This is a genomic window from Acidithiobacillus sulfurivorans, assembly GCF_018853815.1.
Lineage (GTDB): Bacteria > Pseudomonadota > Gammaproteobacteria > Acidithiobacillales > Acidithiobacillaceae > Acidithiobacillus > Acidithiobacillus sulfurivorans.
The window spans coordinates 20,952-37,182 of record NZ_JAAOMP010000116.1 but is presented as its reverse complement, the minus strand read 5'-3'; the positions used below and the strand labels follow the sequence as shown (position 1 = coordinate 37,182).

The 16,231-nt window shown below is 50.6% G+C and carries 15 protein-coding genes; 9 read left to right on the top strand and 6 right to left on the bottom strand.

Features of this window, described 5'->3' with window-relative positions; translation table 11 throughout:
• Positions 1–15: 15 nt before the first annotated feature.
• The gene (locus HAP95_RS09810; protein ID WP_215884044.1) at positions 16–852 is read left to right on the top strand and encodes a ferritin-like domain-containing protein; all 837 of its coding nucleotides are present in this window, start codon (positions 16–18) and stop codon (positions 850–852) included.
• On the opposite strand, the gene HAP95_RS09805 is transcribed toward HAP95_RS09810, so the two are convergent.
• Positions 849–1,097, bottom strand: coding sequence for a hypothetical protein (locus HAP95_RS09805; protein WP_215884043.1), 249 nt, complete (start codon positions 1,095–1,097; stop codon positions 849–851). The genes HAP95_RS09810 and HAP95_RS09805 overlap by 4 nt on opposite strands.
• A gap of 581 nt (positions 1,098–1,678) precedes the next feature.
• On the opposite strand from HAP95_RS09805, the gene HAP95_RS09800 reads away from it, so the two are divergent.
• Positions 1,679–3,844 (top strand): mechanosensitive ion channel family protein, encoded by a 2,166-nt coding sequence (locus tag HAP95_RS09800; RefSeq protein ID WP_226832706.1) that lies wholly within the window; start codon positions 1,679–1,681, stop codon positions 3,842–3,844.
• Here HAP95_RS09800 and proB read toward each other — a convergent pair.
• The 5 genes from proB to guaB all read right to left on the bottom strand — a co-directional run bounded on the left by proB (position 3,838) and on the right by guaB (position 9,004).
• The gene (proB, locus tag HAP95_RS09795; RefSeq protein WP_215884042.1) at positions 3,838–4,998 is read right to left on the bottom strand and encodes a glutamate 5-kinase; all 1,161 of its coding nucleotides are present in this window, start codon (positions 4,996–4,998) and stop codon (positions 3,838–3,840) included. The genes HAP95_RS09800 and proB overlap by 7 nt on opposite strands.
• 145 nt (positions 4,999–5,143) lie before the next feature.
• Positions 5,144–5,563, bottom strand: a complete 420-nt coding sequence (locus tag HAP95_RS09790) for a type II toxin-antitoxin system VapC family toxin (protein ID WP_215884041.1) — start codon at positions 5,561–5,563, stop codon at positions 5,144–5,146.
• Entirely contained in the window at positions 5,564–5,818 is a 255-nt protein-coding gene (locus HAP95_RS09785) for a FitA-like ribbon-helix-helix domain-containing protein (RefSeq protein WP_215884040.1), read from the bottom strand.
• Between the two features lie 177 nt (positions 5,819–5,995).
• Positions 5,996–7,540: a glutamine-hydrolyzing GMP synthase gene (gene guaA, locus HAP95_RS09780; protein ID WP_215884039.1), complete on the bottom strand. Its 1,545-nt coding sequence runs from the start codon at positions 7,538–7,540 to the stop codon at positions 5,996–5,998.
• Between the two features lie 3 nt (positions 7,541–7,543).
• A complete protein-coding gene (gene guaB / locus HAP95_RS09775; RefSeq protein WP_215884038.1) occupies positions 7,544–9,004 on the bottom strand; it encodes an IMP dehydrogenase in 1,461 nt (486 codons plus the stop codon).
• Between the two features lie 195 nt (positions 9,005–9,199).
• Between guaB and HAP95_RS09770 the strand changes: the two genes are divergently transcribed.
• From HAP95_RS09770 to panB, 7 genes are all read left to right on the top strand, one after another.
• Positions 9,200–10,165: a glycosyltransferase family 2 protein gene (locus HAP95_RS09770; RefSeq protein ID WP_215884037.1), complete on the top strand. Its 966-nt coding sequence runs from the start codon at positions 9,200–9,202 to the stop codon at positions 10,163–10,165.
• The gene (locus HAP95_RS09765) at positions 10,137–11,333 is read left to right on the top strand and encodes a putative hexosyltransferase (RefSeq protein ID WP_215884036.1); all 1,197 of its coding nucleotides are present in this window, start codon (positions 10,137–10,139) and stop codon (positions 11,331–11,333) included. Before HAP95_RS09770 ends, HAP95_RS09765 begins: the two co-directional genes overlap by 29 nt.
• 166 nt (positions 11,334–11,499) lie before the next feature.
• Positions 11,500–12,984 (top strand): polynucleotide adenylyltransferase PcnB, encoded by a 1,485-nt coding sequence (gene pcnB / locus HAP95_RS09760; protein WP_215884035.1) that lies wholly within the window; start codon positions 11,500–11,502, stop codon positions 12,982–12,984.
• Between the two features lie 24 nt (positions 12,985–13,008).
• Complete coding sequence (locus tag HAP95_RS09755) at positions 13,009–14,313, top strand: tRNA nucleotidyltransferase/poly(A) polymerase family protein (RefSeq protein WP_215884034.1); 1,305 nt, start codon at positions 13,009–13,011, stop codon at positions 14,311–14,313.
• Positions 14,271–14,840, top strand: a complete 570-nt coding sequence (gene folK / locus HAP95_RS09750; protein WP_215884033.1) for a 2-amino-4-hydroxy-6-hydroxymethyldihydropteridine diphosphokinase — start codon at positions 14,271–14,273, stop codon at positions 14,838–14,840. Before HAP95_RS09755 ends, folK begins: the two co-directional genes overlap by 43 nt.
• Positions 14,837–15,436, top strand: coding sequence for a deoxynucleoside kinase (locus HAP95_RS09745; protein WP_215884032.1), 600 nt, complete (start codon positions 14,837–14,839; stop codon positions 15,434–15,436). The genes folK and HAP95_RS09745 overlap by 4 nt, the downstream gene beginning before the upstream one ends.
• A gap of 8 nt (positions 15,437–15,444) precedes the next feature.
• Positions 15,445–16,230, top strand: a complete 786-nt coding sequence (gene panB / locus HAP95_RS09740) for a 3-methyl-2-oxobutanoate hydroxymethyltransferase (RefSeq protein WP_215884031.1) — start codon at positions 15,445–15,447, stop codon at positions 16,228–16,230.
• Position 16,231: the final 1 nt, after the last annotated feature.

Below are 16,231 nucleotides of genomic sequence, written 5' to 3'. Positions count from 1 at the left end.
GAGACGGCTCAATCCATGCCCGTTGCCATCCCCACTATGAGAAAGCATCCAACCTGGACTCTGGCGGATATACCCTATGCCAGCATAGAAAAAACCAGAATAGTTGATCAGACAGACTGGTTTTATTTGCTGGCAGGAGCCTCCTTTGTGGAAACACTGTCTGATCTCTATGCCCGCAATCTGGTGGAATACTTTCAGGAGAATGCTGCGGCTACTGCATGGCTCAGCAAGGAGTGGGAGCAGGAAGAAGTTCAGCATGGATTGGCCCTGAAAGCCTATGTCCTGCAGATCTGGCCAGACTTCGACTGGGAGCGCGCTTATAAAGGCTTCGTTCAAGCTTACATGCCCTTCTGCCAGACAGATTTGCTGGGCCCTAGTCAGGCGCTGGAAATGGCGTCTCGCTGCGTCGTAGAGACGGGTACCGCCAGTTTTTACACCATGATTCAGTCCGCCAGCCCGGAACCGGTTCTCCGTTTACTGGCTGGTCGCATTCGAGCCGATGAAGTCCACCACTACAAATACTTTTATAAATTCTTTCAGGCCTATCAGCAGCAGGAAAAAAATTCACGCTGGCGCATTGGCCGGGAGCTCTGGAAAAGAGTATCGGAAGTCGATCAGGAAGATAGCTATTTAGCCATCAAAAATGCTTTTGAAGTAAAAAACCCGGGGCAAACTTTTTCAGGTAGGGACTTTGCAGCATTCCGGGAACGGATGGGAGACTGGGTCAGCCGCCACTACCCCTTCGAAATGGCCATTAAAATGCTGCTAAAACCGATATCATTACCGCCTGCATTACAAAAAATGGCACTGCCCCTGTTGAAGCGCAGTGCCCGTAAGGCCTTGGCCAGTTAGAGAGACCAGGTGCGAACATTTAACTTATCCGGATGCAACTGAAGCCAGCTGGCGGATTCAAGATGCGTGGCGGTTTTACCCATAACGCGCACCGCTTGATATTCCCCATGAACAATGGGGTGAGACAGGGTTCCTTGCGCCAGTTGGTTATGTAAAGGGGTGACGGCATGCACAAAGCTCCCCAAGGCCATAAAAGGCGTGGCAAGCAGCAGAACAAAAACCATATTGCTGAGTGACTTTTTCATGGGTAGTCCTTTTTCCAATCAGGGAGTATAACAGACTAAAGCAAACTTCGTGCCAGCCTTTGAAGAAAGTCTCGTTCCTTCACCAAAAAAACGGGGTGAAATCCTTTTTCTACAGGTGGTTACGTCACCTTTCTGAATAGAAGCAAAACCCTGACAAAATGCTTACCTTAGCTATGCACGCCCTACAAACTCGCCCATCCTGTCTCCTTACCCCGACAAGCAGACGCTCTTCTTCGTTCACAGGTCGGTTTTTGTAATCCAACCAAGCTGCAGTCATTTGGCTACAGCCTAAGGATTAGGCCTTTAATGCCATTTTATGTTATATTCATAAATCCTGATGTGGGATGGCTATCATCTTACTGCACTAAAGAGGAGTTATTGTGACAGAACGAAAATCTTCTTTTTCGATACGGCACGGCTCACACTTTAAAAACAATTCTCTGTACACTATTATCATTCAGTTTTTTATATTTCTAACATTGGTATTATCTTTTTCTGCTGATGCATCTACCAGTATAAAAATTGATCAGGACAGTAAAGTTCTGCAGGAAATACATGCACAATTAGAGCAACCTGTTGATATGCAGCAGCTTCTTAATTGGCACAAAAGCACCAGTATCATCAAAGACAACGCGCAGAAGTGCATCACCAACAAGAATGATCAGCTTAAACAAACTGATAACGGCTTGGGAATTCTTGGGCCAGCGGTCACTGGTGAACCAGAAAATCTTACGGCATTAAGGACAAAACTACTCAATCGACAAAAAGATCTGCAGGGAGAAATTGCTACCTGCAAGGTTATTGCGGTAGCCAGTACTGACCTGGAACAAGAAATTGAGAAAAAGCGTGACAATCTGCACGCGCAGATACTATTACATAAGGATCAAAATATATGGGCACAGATCAATACTTTTTCAGCTGTAGGTTTAAGTACCTGGACACAGGAAAAAAATTACTGGTTTCATCACAATCATCGCTTCATTTTTGCCCAGAAAAATCTCCAGGTATCCATAGCCATTGGTCTATTTGTTTTTTTACTACTGCTGGTCGTACGCAAATCACTTCCTGAAAGTACAAAACTTGGAACGCAACTATCGGCGGCGCAGAAAAGTCTCTATCATTACTTGCCCATTATCGCCGGAGTTTCCGGAGCGGCACTAGCAGCACACTTTACGGGGGTACTTTCTCCATTTGTGGATATTGTGCTGATAACCTGGGGTGGCTATGCCTTGCTGGCGATTCTGGTCACCTGGGCATTACGTCCCAGTGGAGTCGTTTTTCATCATTTCGCCTGGGGTCCGAAAACTTTACGTTCTACATTGCGTAGCCTGCGTTTTGTTGCTTTTTTAGCCGCCTTTGCAGTGAGCTGGATTATCACCGCTCCACAGGATTTTCTGAATCCACAACAACAGGCTCTTTTATGGTCTGTTTATCATCTTTTAGTGATCAGCGCGGTATTCCGGCTGGTCATGGAAGCCGGGGATAAAAGGCCCTTTAAAGCTTATCCTTTTTTGCGGATTATTATACTGATTGCGCTGCTGGCAACAGCTCTGTTTACGCTACTGGGTTATCGCAATCTAACCAACTATCTGTTTTTTGGCCTGCTGATGTCCTTGTTAGCCCTGGGTATTGGCCTGTTTATTTCCTGGGGACTCAGTGATTTCTGGAATTACACCGCGCGTAAAGATGGTCGCTGGCAACATGCGCTGAAGCACCGTCTGGGACTCAAGGATGATCAAGCACTACCTTGGCTTGGCTGGTTCAGTGCGCTGAGTCATATTGCTGTCTGGATGGGGATTGGCGCGTTCATTCTTTACGCTTGGGGACTCACCCATACAGGCTTCTCGTTAATCTGGAAGTATTTCATTACCGGATTTACCGTTGGAACCTTTCATCTTCAGCCCTTCCGCTGGATTATTGCTATTGGACTGCTGGTCCTGCTGATTAATATCAACACATTCGTGCAACGATACCTTTCTGATAATTCCCGTATTATTGGTCATATGGAAAGCGGTGCACGCCATTCTATTTTGTCTATTGTACGTTATTCGGGTTTTATTATTGCCATACTCATTGCCCTTTCAACAGCCGGTGTAGCCCTCCATAATCTCGCCATTATTGCGGGCGCACTGTCAGTGGGTATTGGTTTTGGATTACAAAATATTGTCAATAATTTTGTCTCTGGGTTGATCCTGTTACTCGAACGTCCGATTCGGGTGGGTGACTGGATTCAGGTCGGCAGCACCCAAGGTTATGTAGAAAAAATGAGCATTCGTTACACGCTGATCCTGACTTTTGACCGTACCGAAGTCTTTGTCCCCAACTCCGAGCTCATTTCTGGCCAGGTAACCAACTGGATGTATACCAACAGCGTGCTGCGCTTGATGATTCCATTTAATGTTGCCCATAGCGCGGATATTGAACTGGTCAAAGAATTGTTGGTCAAGGAAGGACAAAATCATCCGGATGTTCTGCAGGATGACCCGCGTGGAATTCCTCCGACTGCCTTGTTGCTGGATGTCAGTGAAAATGCCCTGCAGTTTTACTTGCGTGTTTATCTCGATGACTGCAACAAAAGTTTTAACGTCCAAACCGATTTGCGGGCATCGGTCGTGGAGAGTTTGTTACGTCATAATATTCGTCTGGCCCACCAGCAACAGGATGTGCACTTTATTCCCAGTCAAATTCTTCCCGTAGATAAGACTACCGGGACCATTCACGATCCACTGGAACCAGGCAATCAGTGAATTAATAAATTATCACGATGAATCATGACTCCTTCTGCCACATCGGGGTCATCTGCAATCTCCGCACTCTTTTTACCCAGACAGCGTTGCACCACGTTTGCGTCCCAATTGACCAGGCCTCGGGCAAACACATTGCCATCGGGATCCTTGCAAAGCACCAGATCACCGCGATGGAAATTACCTTCCAAGGCCGTTACCCCAACAGGTAACAAACTCCCGCCATCCTGTTTTAATGCCTGGACTGCGCCGGCATCCAGGTGCAGAGTCCCTCTTGCCCGCAACTGCCCGGCCAGCCAGCGTTTACGCGCATCCAGCTTGGGAAGTCGGGCATGAATGAACGTCCCCAGAGCTTCGCCATCGCGAATGCGCAGTAACACATGGTCGCAGCGACCATTGGCAATAATGGTGGATGTGCCGGAACGGGCAGCACGAGTCGCTGCACGCACCTTGGCGAGCATGCCACCGGTGCCGACACCCGAGCCGCCACTACCAGCAATCCGTTCCAGCATGGCGGCACCTGCATTAACTTCTGTAAGTAATTGCGCGTCCGGATTGCTGCGTGGATCGGCATTAAACACCCCATCCTGATCCGTCAGAATGACCAGCAAATCTGCATCCAGCAAATTGCTGACCACAGCGGCGAGCGTATCATTATCGCCCAGATTGATGGCATTGTAAGAAACCGTGTCATTTTCATTGATGATGGGCAACACATTCATTTCGAGTAAGGTCAACAAGGCAGAACGGGCATTCAGATAGCGGCGACGGCTGCGCAGATCATCGTGTGTCAATAAAACCTGACCACAATGAATGGGCATTTCATTGGGTTCATCACACTCTCGAAGAAGTTTTTCATACGTGTGAATCAAAGCGGATTGACCAACGCTAGCGGCCGCCTGACGTTCCTTAAGATTCGCTGGTCGTTGCGACCAACCTAAACGCTGCACGCCGGCACTGACTGACCCTGATGAAACCAGAATGACTTCGATGCCGGAACGGCGAAGTGCAATAATTTGTCGGACCCAGCCGCCAATGGACTTTCGATCAAGTCCCCTCCCCTCATCCGTGAGAAGGCTGCTACCTATTTTAATAACCCAACGTTGCGCTTTCGTTTGTAATAAATTCCGCGATTTATCCGGTGATTTATTTCTCATGTCCGCCTAAATTTTCATAAAATTAATTTTTAATTATAACATACATTTATAAAAAAATAAATACAATACGGCAATTGAAAACTATCAACATAATTAATCCATTATTTAATCGACTACGCTGATATTGCGGGCCTATACGGATGAACTAGTTTTTTTCCCAAGGATTGATAACGCCCACGCCAGCGGCTTGAAATGGCGCAGTATCGCGCGATGCCACAATAAAGCCCCGCGACACGGCAATAGCCGCGATATATCCATCGGGCGTAGGAAAGCCGCGCCCACTGTTCTTTGCGGATACAGCAAGGTTAGCGTAGTGACGTGCTGCATCTGTATCGAAGGGCAGGACCCGATCATTGAATAACTCCAGCAATTGGCTCAGAGCGTAGTCGAGCATATTCTTGCGTTTGCCTGTAGGTAGCGCTCGGATACCAAACAGCAACTCGGCCAGCGTGATACTTGATAAAAACAAGGTCTCCGCAACCTGGTTATTCAGCCAAGCTCTTACGGTCACTTCTGGGACTGGCTTCATTGCTTCGGAAACGACGTTGGTATCCAGAATAATCATTCAGTCAAAACTCACTGGTTTGGCTGGCGTCTTATCTCGAATGCTCTCGAAAACCGCGAAATCGTCATTGCTCAGCCCTATTTTGTAACCAATGCTGGCCAGAGCCTCGCCCATACGCACACGTTTTTCTGGCTTAACCGCGACGGCCAGAATCTCACGCACCTCCGCTTCCGTACTCCGGCCATGCTGAGCAGCCCGCATCCGCAAAGCGCGATGCACATCATCCGGGACATTTCTTACTGTCAGGATTGCCATGATGCAAATCCTCTTATTTGCTTTCAATGACTGCAATATTACAATTATGCAGTCATTCATGCAATCCTCTTACGCCCGTCCGTTAAAATGCAAGAAGGTGATGCCTCAGGTTTTGCTGAACGTTCCGATTAAAGCCACAAAACTCTGGAATATTGAATAGTTCGATGTATTTTCAGATTATTCCCACTCAATGGTGGCCGGTGGCTTGGAAGAAATATCGTAAACCACCCGATTGATACCCGATACTTCATTGATGATTCGGGTAGAAATGCGGCCCAGAACTTCGTAGGGCAAATGCGCCCAGTCCGCCGTCATCCCGTCGGACGACTCCACCGCACGCAGGGCAATGGTTTCATCATAGGTGCGGGCATCGCCCATGACCCCCACACTCCGTACGGGCAGCAACACGGCAAAAGCCTGCCAAAGCTGATCATATAATCCAGCCTCGCGAATTTCTTCCATGACAATACGATCCGCACGCCGCAATATTTCCAGGCGTGCTGCATCAATGGCACCCAGACAACGAATCGCCAGACCAGGGCCAGGAAAGGGTTGCCGACGAATGACCTCTTCGGGCATGCCCATTTCCCGACCCAGCTCCCGGACTTCATCCTTGAATAATTCCCGGAGAGGTTCCACCAGCTTCAGATGCATGCGTTCCGGCAACCCGCCAACATTATGATGGGATTTGATGGTGGCACTGGGGCCCTTGAATGAAATCGACTCAATGACATCGGGATACAAGGTGCCCTGCGCCAGAAAATCGGCACCTTCCACCTTTTTGGCTTCTTCCTCAAAAATTTCGATGAACAAATTGCCAATAGCCTTGCGCTTTTTTTCAGGGTCCGTGACCTGATCCAACACCTCCAGAAAACGCTGCCGGGCGTCTATGACCTGTAATGGAATCTGAAAATAATTGCGAAAAACCGTCTGGACCTTTTCGGACTCACCGAAACGTAACAAGCCATTATCCACAAAAATACAGGTTAATTGATCGCCTATGGCACGATGAATCAAAACGGCCGCCACAGCCGAATCCACGCCTCCAGACAGGGCCGCAATGACTTTACCCTTGCCGACCTGAGCGCGGATGGTAGCTACGGCGCTGTCCACATAGGAATGCATGGTCCATTGGCCGTGACAACCGCAAATACCACGCACAAAGGCCGTGAGCATTTCTGCCCCACGCGGGGTATGGACTACCTCCAGATGAAATTGCACGCCATAAAAATTCCGAACCGGATCACCAATAGCCGCTAAAGGTGAATTGGCGCTACTGGCCAGAATCCGAAATCCGTCTGGCATTTTTTCAATGCGATCACCATGACTCATCCAGACTTCTTCCGTGGCTTCCGCGCTTTTAAAAGGCAACAAAGGCCCCAAAGCTTCCTGAATCTGCAGCTGGGCGCGCCCATATTCTCGGTGTTCGGCTTTGGCGACTGCGCCACCCAGCACATGAGCCATTAATTGCAGACCATAACAAATACCAAGAATGGGCAGACCCAGCGCAAATATACCTGGCTCCACCATGGGTGCATCCTGATCGTGAACGGAAGCAGGCCCCCCCGACAAAATAATACCCTGAGGTTCCCAATTCTGTATATCTGTCAGAGACATATGATGCGGATGTATTTCGCAATAAACATGCGCTTCACGCACCCGCCGGGCGATCAACTGGGTGAACTGGGAACCGAAATCGAGAATCAGGATGCGTTCTTGCATGGGTCACTCCACCCGGTAGTTAGGGGCTTCTTTGGTAATATTGACGTCGTGAACATGACTTTCACGGACGCCAGCCTGGGTGATCTTGATAAAACGGGCGCGATTGCGTAAAGCGGTCAAGTCTTCGGCACCCAGGTAGCCCATGCTGGAACGTAATCCACCCAGCAATTGATGAATCACCTGTCCAGCCGGCCCCTTATAGGGAACCCGTCCCTCCACACCCTCTGGAACCAGCTTGGGCGCTTCCGGGCTGGCATCCTGAAAATACCGATCGGCCGACCCCTGTTGCATAGCCCCTAAAGAACCCATCCCGCGATAAGCTTTATAAGAGCGGCCCTGATAAAGTTCGATTTCTCCGGGGGCTTCATCGGTACCCGCCAGCAAACCGCCAACCATCACCGAGTGGGCTCCGGCGGCCAGCGCCTTGGCAAAATCGCCCGAAAAACGAATGCCACCGTCTGCAATCAGGGGTACGCCGGTATTGGCCAGGGCATCTGCCACATTACTGATGGCCGTTACCTGCGGAACACCGACACCGGCCACAATCCGGGTGGTACAAATAGAGCCCGGCCCGATACCGACCTTCACCCCGTCCGCGCCCGCTTCCACCAGGGCCAGCGCCGCTTCACCAGTGGCGATATTGCCGCCAATGACATCCACGTCCGGATAACGTTCCTTGATCCAGCGCACCCGATCCAGTACGCCCTGACTGTGGCCATGAGCCGTATCCACAATAATGACATCAACCCCGGCCTCTGCCAGTGCCTGCACCCGGGCATCGGTGCCCTCCCCTACACCCACGGCCGCGCCAACCAGCAAGCGTCCTTGGGCATCACGACAAGCCAGAGGATGCTCCGTGGCCTTACGAATATCTTTGACCGTAATCAGACCGCGTAACTCAAAGTCTTCATTAACGACCAGAATTTTTTCAATTCGATGCTGATGCAATAGCGCCTTGGTCGCATCCAGACTGGTACCTTCCGGGACAGTAACCAACCTGTCTCTGGGGGTCATCACACTACTCACTGGCGCATCCATACGCGTTTCAAAACGCAGATCACGGTGGGTCACAATGCCTTCCAGACGTTCTCCATCCACCACCGGCACCCCAGAAATGCCATGCAGAGCCATAATCTGTAGCACTTCACGAATGCTGACCTCAGCGCGGGTAGTAATAGGGTCCTTGATTACCCCGGCCTCAAATTTTTTGACCCGTCGCACCAAAGCCGCCTGCTGATCCGGCGACATGTTTTTGTGGACAATACCAATACCACCTTCCTGAGCCAGTCCAATCGCCATGGCGGCTTCCGTCACCGTATCCATGGCTGCCGACAACAAGGGAATATTGAGGCGGATGCGTCGACTCAACTGCGTTGAAATCTGGACGTTGCGGGGGAGCACTGCAGAGTGGGCAGGTACGAGCAGGATATCATCAAAGGTCAGAGCTTCGCCGATCAGTTGCATAATAGATCACCTATAACAAGAAAGGGGCCGGGTGTGCGCATCCCAGCCCCGTGATAAAAGGCATCCCGAACTATAGCCAATGACAAGCCATTTTTCCAGTATGCAGGATTGATTCGGAATTGACCGAAGCGGTCTTAGCCTGCTAACTTTCGCAAGTAACGCCGCAGGCTGCCCATACCATAACGAAAACATGCAATGACCGTTTCCATCATCGTTCCCTGCCATAATGAATCCGGCAATCTGAAAATCCTTCATGAGCGGGTGAGTGGCATCATGGATGCCTGCGGAGAACCGTGGGAAATGGTCTGTGTGAACGATGGCAGCACAGATGACACCCTCCTCCAGTTGATCGCCCTGCACCAGCAAGACCCTCGCATTCACGTCATAGACTTGTCCCGCAATTTTGGTAAAGAAGCCGCTTTAACCGCTGGTCTGGACGCAGCCCAGGGCGATGCCGCCATTCCTCTGGATGCAGACCTGCAGGACCCTCCAGAGCTCATCCCTGCACTGCTTGCCCAATGGCACGATGGTTATGATGTGGTCAACGCCGTGCGTCTCTCCCGTGAGGGGGAATCCTGGTTCAAACGCGCTTCAGCCCATTTTTTTTACCGGGTGATCAATCGGATGAGCGCTGTAGATATTCCCGCTGATACGGGTGACTTCCGGCTCTTGTCGCGTCCGGTACTGAATGCCTTGCAAAGCCTTCCAGAGCGCCGTCGTTTCATGAAAGGACTATTCGCCTGGGTAGGTTTTCGCAGTACCAATATTTACTACCACCGTGCGCCACGACATAGCGGCAAAACCACCTGGAATTACTGGAAACTTTGGAATTTTGCCGTCGAAGGCATTACTTCATTCAGCCAGGTGCCACTACAATTAGCAGCTTATCTGGGTTTTATCGTCTCTGGCCTGGCATTTATTTATGCTTTGTGGCTGATTATCAGCACGCTGGTTTATGGAAATCATGTCAAAGGATATCCTTCTATGATGGTCACTCTGCTGTTCTTAGGCGGTGTGCAATTGATGGCGCTTGGTGTCATTGGTGAATATCTGGGAAGAATTTACGAAGAAAGCAAGCATCGGCCTATATATCTTGTCCGCCATACATGGAAAAACCAGCAGAGATCTAACAATGAACTTAATAAAAACAAAACCAGTTGATCAAATAGTCATAACCTTCTTGTTCACTATTTGGGCTGGGATATGGTTAAGTCAATATTTTTTTATACCTAACGCCACTTACGATCAAATCCCAAATATTATGCAATCTTTAATACATTGGGATGCTGGTTGGTATATGGACATTGTTCAGCATGGATACAGTTATAATGGCAACCCAAATGACCAACAAAATATAGCTTTTTTTCCATTGTATCCTATTATCATGAAAGTTTTAGAACAATTATTTGGTCTACAAAACGGAGTTGCGACTATTTTCCCAGCTTTGTTGTTTGGGGTTGCATCAATCTATGCATTTCACGCTTTAGCGAGAACGAGATTGAATGAAAATGCATCACTATTTGCTACAGCTGCTTATGCACTTTATCCAGGCGCGACTTTTTTCGTATCTGCTTACCCAACCTCTATCATGAACCTACTTGTCATCATTACTTTTTTGGCATTCAACAAAAAAAGGTACTTCATAGCTGCGATTGCTGCAGGCATAAGCACTGCTGGGGGAGCGTTATTAGTTTTTTTAAGCGCTACAATAACACTAGCATATGCAAATAAAATTATTTTCAAAGAAAATAAACTGACCACCTCAAAATTTTTTCAGCTTATTTTATTTGCTTTTGTATCATTTTCTGGAATTATCGTTTTCATGCTGTATCAACAAATCTCTTTCGGAAATGCACTAGCTTTTATAGATGTACAAAAAGCTTGGGGGTATAAATCTATTACTGAACGTATAATTAATTTGATCACGCTTTCCCCAATTTTCGGCGGTGGTTACGGGAGCTTCTTCCGCTCCATTTTATTTTTACAACCTACTGGCAAATCTCCTGAAGGATCAGTCGAATACATCACCAATACTTTTAGCATTATCATGGCAATTTTTTCAACCTGGATACTATACAAATTCAAAGAATATTTATTTTTTATATACAGCTTACTGGTTGTATTGGGCTATATATGGTTCATTGGATCAGTTCAGGGACCTTCTTCAACCTTTAGACTGCTCTATATAGATATCCCAATTTTTATTGCAGCAGGAATTTACTTCCAAAATTCTGATAAAAAAGTTTTATGCTTTTTATTGCTTGCTTTTTCAGCTCTTGCACTGCTTATCCAGACCGCTTTTTTTGCAAGTGGGTATTGGGTTATTTAAATCCAGTTAGATTGAAGATTTGCATAAAACCAAATGGTGGGGCTTTCCGTTAACAACTGATCATACTGGCATTAGGCATACCCATCTTCCAGCGTAACTGCTTTTCCCCGATTTTTCAGGTACACTGTCGCCGAGAATGACGGACCACCCTTGCTAGGGATCAGCCTTGGTATCTTTAAAATCTTTTATAACCAGTCAGTTAAATATTGCAGAGGCCAGTACGGATAGCTCTGCCGATGCACCGATTCCGCTCCTCGTGCAGATTCCTGGCGCGCAGGTAACGCCACGAGCAGAGCATAATATCTCCCGGAGGGATATTAGCGACGGCGCCTTGCAGGTACTGAATGGCTTGCATCGGGCGGGTTTTCAGGCCTACATGGTCGGCGGGGGGGTGCGTGATCTGCTTTTGGGTCGCGAACCCAAGGATTTTGATGTGGCCACCGACGCGCATCCGGAGCAGGTACGCAAACTGTTTCGGCGTAATGCTCGCCTGATTGGGCGGCGCTTTATTCTGGTGCATGTTCAGTTTGGCAGCGAAATCATTGAAGTGGCGACATTCCGGGGCGGCGCCGATGGCAAAAAGAAGGAAGCCAGTGAGCGCAGTGAAAGCGGACGCATTCTGGCCGATAATGTTTACGGGTCGCTGGAAGAAGATGCCCGACGCCGGGATTTCACCGCCAATGCCTTATATTACAATATTGCCGATCGGGGCATTCTGGATTTCTCCACAGGCATGGAAGATTTGCGGGCTGGCCTTTTACGCATTATCGGGGATCCCGAACAGCGCTATCGCGAAGATCCGGTGCGCATGTTACGCGCTGTGCGCTTTGCCGCAAAACTGGGGTTCACGCTGGATGAAGCCGCCCGTGCGCCCATCAGCACCTGTCGGGACTGCTTGCAGGAAGTCCCTTCTGCGCGACTTTTTGAGGAAACCCTCAAGCTGTTTTTGAATGGTGACGCCCGGTCCAGCTTTGAATTACTCCGCCAACATGGCCTGTTTGCTGCGTTATTCCCACAAGTCGACGCCCTCCTCGATACGGACAACGCCGAACCCGCCCGGATTTTATTACAGGGCGCCCTGGAGGGGACCGATCAGCGGGTTAACGATGGCAAATCCGTCACGCCGGCCTTTTTGTTTGCTGCCCTGTTCTGGCCGGTATTGCAACAACAAAGCCAGGTGCTGGAGCAACAAGGAAAACCTGCTGCCATTGCCTTGCAGCAGGCGGCCAGCGATATTCTCCAGGATTGCATGGGCCGGGTAGCTGTACCACGGCGCTTTTCCCTACCCATGCGCGAAATCTGGGATCTCCAGGCGCGCTTTTTGCGCAGAGGCGGAAGGCGTCCCCATGCGCTTCTCGCTCATCCCCGCTTCCGTGCGGCCTTTGACTTTTTATTACTACGGATTCAAGCCGGAGAAATCGCTGCCGAATTAGGAAACTGGTGGGAACAATTTCAGACCGCCGATCATGAAGGTCGCCGCACCCTGATTGAAGCCGCCCGCTTAGAGGAAAGTGGACAGGAAACAGCTCTTGGCCCGCTGCCTGCGACCCGCAGTCGTCGGCCAAAACGACGGCGTCGCCGTCATCCCCGTTCTGATTCTGTTACTGCAAAAACGACGGCAGACACTGAGGAAGTGACAGACAACGACTGACGAGGTCGTACGTCTATCCGCCCCATGGAAGCAGACTCCGCAAATCTCCTCCCCTTGCTGGAAAATCAGTGGGGAGCCGCAAGGCTGGAGCATCTGCGGCAAATTGGCCGCATCGCCCAACAACTGGGCACGCCTGCCTATCTGGTTGGGGGTGCGGTCCGTGATCTGTTTTTAAAGCGCTACGCGCCCGACCTGGATATTGCCGTAGAAGGGGATACGCGGGCGCTGGCTGAAGCTTGCAAGGCGCAGATTCATGGAGCGCACTATCAGTTTCATGCCCAGTTCGGCACGGCTATTCTGGAAGACAGCCAAGGGGTTGCTCTGGACCTTGCCCAGTGCCGACTGGAGCACTACCCCGCCCCCGCTGCTCTGCCGGAGGTTCGCCCCGGAAATATTCATGCCGACCTGGCGCGCCGGGATTTCACCGTCAATGCCATGGCTATCCGGCTGGATCCTCAACAATTCGGGATCCTGCTTGATCCTTATGATGGACAGGCCGATTTACAGACCGGTTTACTCAGAACCCTGCATTCCCGGTCGTTTCTGGATGATCCCACCCGCATATTGCGGGGATTACGCTTTGCCACCCGTTTTCAGATGGATTTAGCTCCGGAGAGTCATCAGCAACTCGAACAAGCGCTGCAAGCAGACATTTTTACCCAACTGAGTGGCGCAAGATTGTGGCGGGAACTCCGCTACCTGTTGGAACTGGAAGCACTACCCAGCGCATTGCCGCTGTTAACAGTCTGGAAGCTCTGGTTTTTGCTGCGCCCAACGCCACCCGCAAGCAACACCATGCCGACTTTGCTGCAGCGCGGTCAGGAACAGATTCAGTGGCTGCGCGCACAGTTCCCTGATGAACCGCTGGCCATTTTTATCCCCATGCTGATCCTCATCTGGCAGGATGTACCCCTACCCGATATTCAACACTGTCTCGACCAGTGGCCGGGTCCAGACCGGGGTCGACTGCTGGCGGATCTCCGGGTCTTGTCCGGCTTGCCGGACACCCTGCTTAAAGCAAAGCGCCCCAGTCAAAAAGCAAACATCTGGCAAGGCGTCTCGGTCGCGGGCATACTGGCGGCTATGGCGATTTATGCCGATAACGCGACAATTGTGGACAGCGCCCGTCTTTACTTGCAGGTACAGAGACATCTCCCGTCGCCATTCAACGGACAGGAACTGCAAACGCTGGGGCTAAAAGCCGGGCCGTCTCTGGGAAAAACATTGAAATTATTGCGGGAAGCCCAACTGGATGGCGAAATCTCGAACAAGGAAAATGCGCAACAATGGTTGATCAAACAGGGCATTCTGCCTCCGAACCCGCTGTAATTGCCTGGATCAGTATCGGCAGCAATCTTGCGCAGCCCGTGCAACAGGTGCAGAAGGCAGTCCAGGCTTTGGCAGAATTGCCGGATTCAAAGCTGCTCTGGCGTTCGCATCTATATCGCACGGAGCCGGTAGGCGGCGTCGAACAACCGGCGTTCATCAATGCGGTTGCCCGTTTGCAAACCCATTTGCCTGCCCAGGTCTTGATGCAAGCCCTGCAAAATCTGGAAGCCCTGGCGGGCCGACAACGCAGTGCCGAAGTGTTCTGGGGCCCACGTATTCTTGATCTGGATTTATTGAGTCATGGCAATCTGATTTCCCATGATCCTGGACTGCGCATTCCACATCCGCGCATGAGCGAGAGAGCCTTTGTCCTGATTCCACTCGCGGAGTTTGATCCTGCGCTGAACTTACCAGGGTGTGGATGTATTGCCGACTATCTGCCCGCCGTTGCTGACCAGTCTGTCACCCGCCTGCCCGAATCGGCCATGCCCAAGGAAACTTTACCCATGCACAGGGCCAGCGCATGAATCATCCGCGCATCATTAGCATTGAGGGGCCCATAGGGGCCGGTAAAACAAGCTTGGCCCGTCTTCTCGCGGATCATTTTCAAGGCGAATTAATCCTTGAAAAGCCTGAAGAAAACCCATTCCTACCCGATTTTTATCGGCAACCCGGTGGTGAACTGGCCACTGAACTGCAGTTTTTACTTCAGCGCCAGGCGCAGTGGCAATCAGCAGCGCTGACCAATGCTTATATCATCAGCGACTACAGCGCCCGCAAAGACGAAATATTTACGCCGCTGACACTCAATGCGGCTGAACTCCGGTTGTTTCAGCAAATCAAAACGCAGCTACATTATCAAGCCCCGTGCGCCGCTTTGCTGATTTTTCTGAATGCCCCCCTCGCCACACTGAAAGCGCGTATCCTGTCCCGGGCCCGAGCCTATGAACAAAATCTGGATACGGCTTATCTGGCCAAAGTCCAACAGGCTTATCTGCACTGGCGCAGCAACTACACCGCGCCCTGCCTGGAAATCAACACCGCAGAACTGGATTTTGTCCATGAAGAGCGGCACAATGAGAACTTGATCAAAATGGTCAAGTATCACCTGCAAGACATTTGAGGAGTACAATGCACAAGAAAATTTCCCGCTGGGTTAAAGACAAACAACAGGGCATCAAACGGGCGCTGGTAACCGCCTACGATTACCCCATGGCACGCTTTGCAGCGGCAGCGGGCATGCACGGTGTTCTGGTCGGAGACTCGCTGGGAATGGTCGTCTGTGGAGATCAGGACACGCTCAACGTCACGCTGGAGCAGATGTGCTATCACACCCGCATGGTGCGTCGTGGCGCTGGTGAATGTCTGGTATTTGCCGACCTCCCCTTTGGCAGTTATGAGAAAAGCCCGGAACAGGCCTGGGAGTCGGCGGGTGAATTACTGCGTGCCGGGGCCGATGTCATCAAACTGGAAGGCGGAGCGGAAATGGCAGCAACAGTAGCTTTCTGTGCAGAACGCGGCATCAATATTTGTGCGCATATTGGCCTGACACCCCAGCGCGTTCGCCAGTGGGGCAGTTTCCAGCGCCAGGGAAGCACCGATGCCGAGGCTCAGCGTCTGCATCATGAAGCCGCTGCACTCAGCGCAGCAGGGGCGCGCTTTGTGGTTATGGAAGCCGTCCCCGATCAGGTCGCTGCCAAAATCAGCAGAGAAATTGATGCCGTCACTATTGGCATTGGTGCGGGACCTGATACCGACGCTCAGGTGCTGGTAGCCCATGATGTACTGGGTTTGGAGGCAGAAAGCCCACCCTTCGCACGCCGTTATCTGGAAGCCGGAAACCTGCAGCAGCAAGCCTTCGCCCAATATGTTCAGGACGTGGCCAGCGGCAATTTTCCGCCCCGACGCCCACACTGAC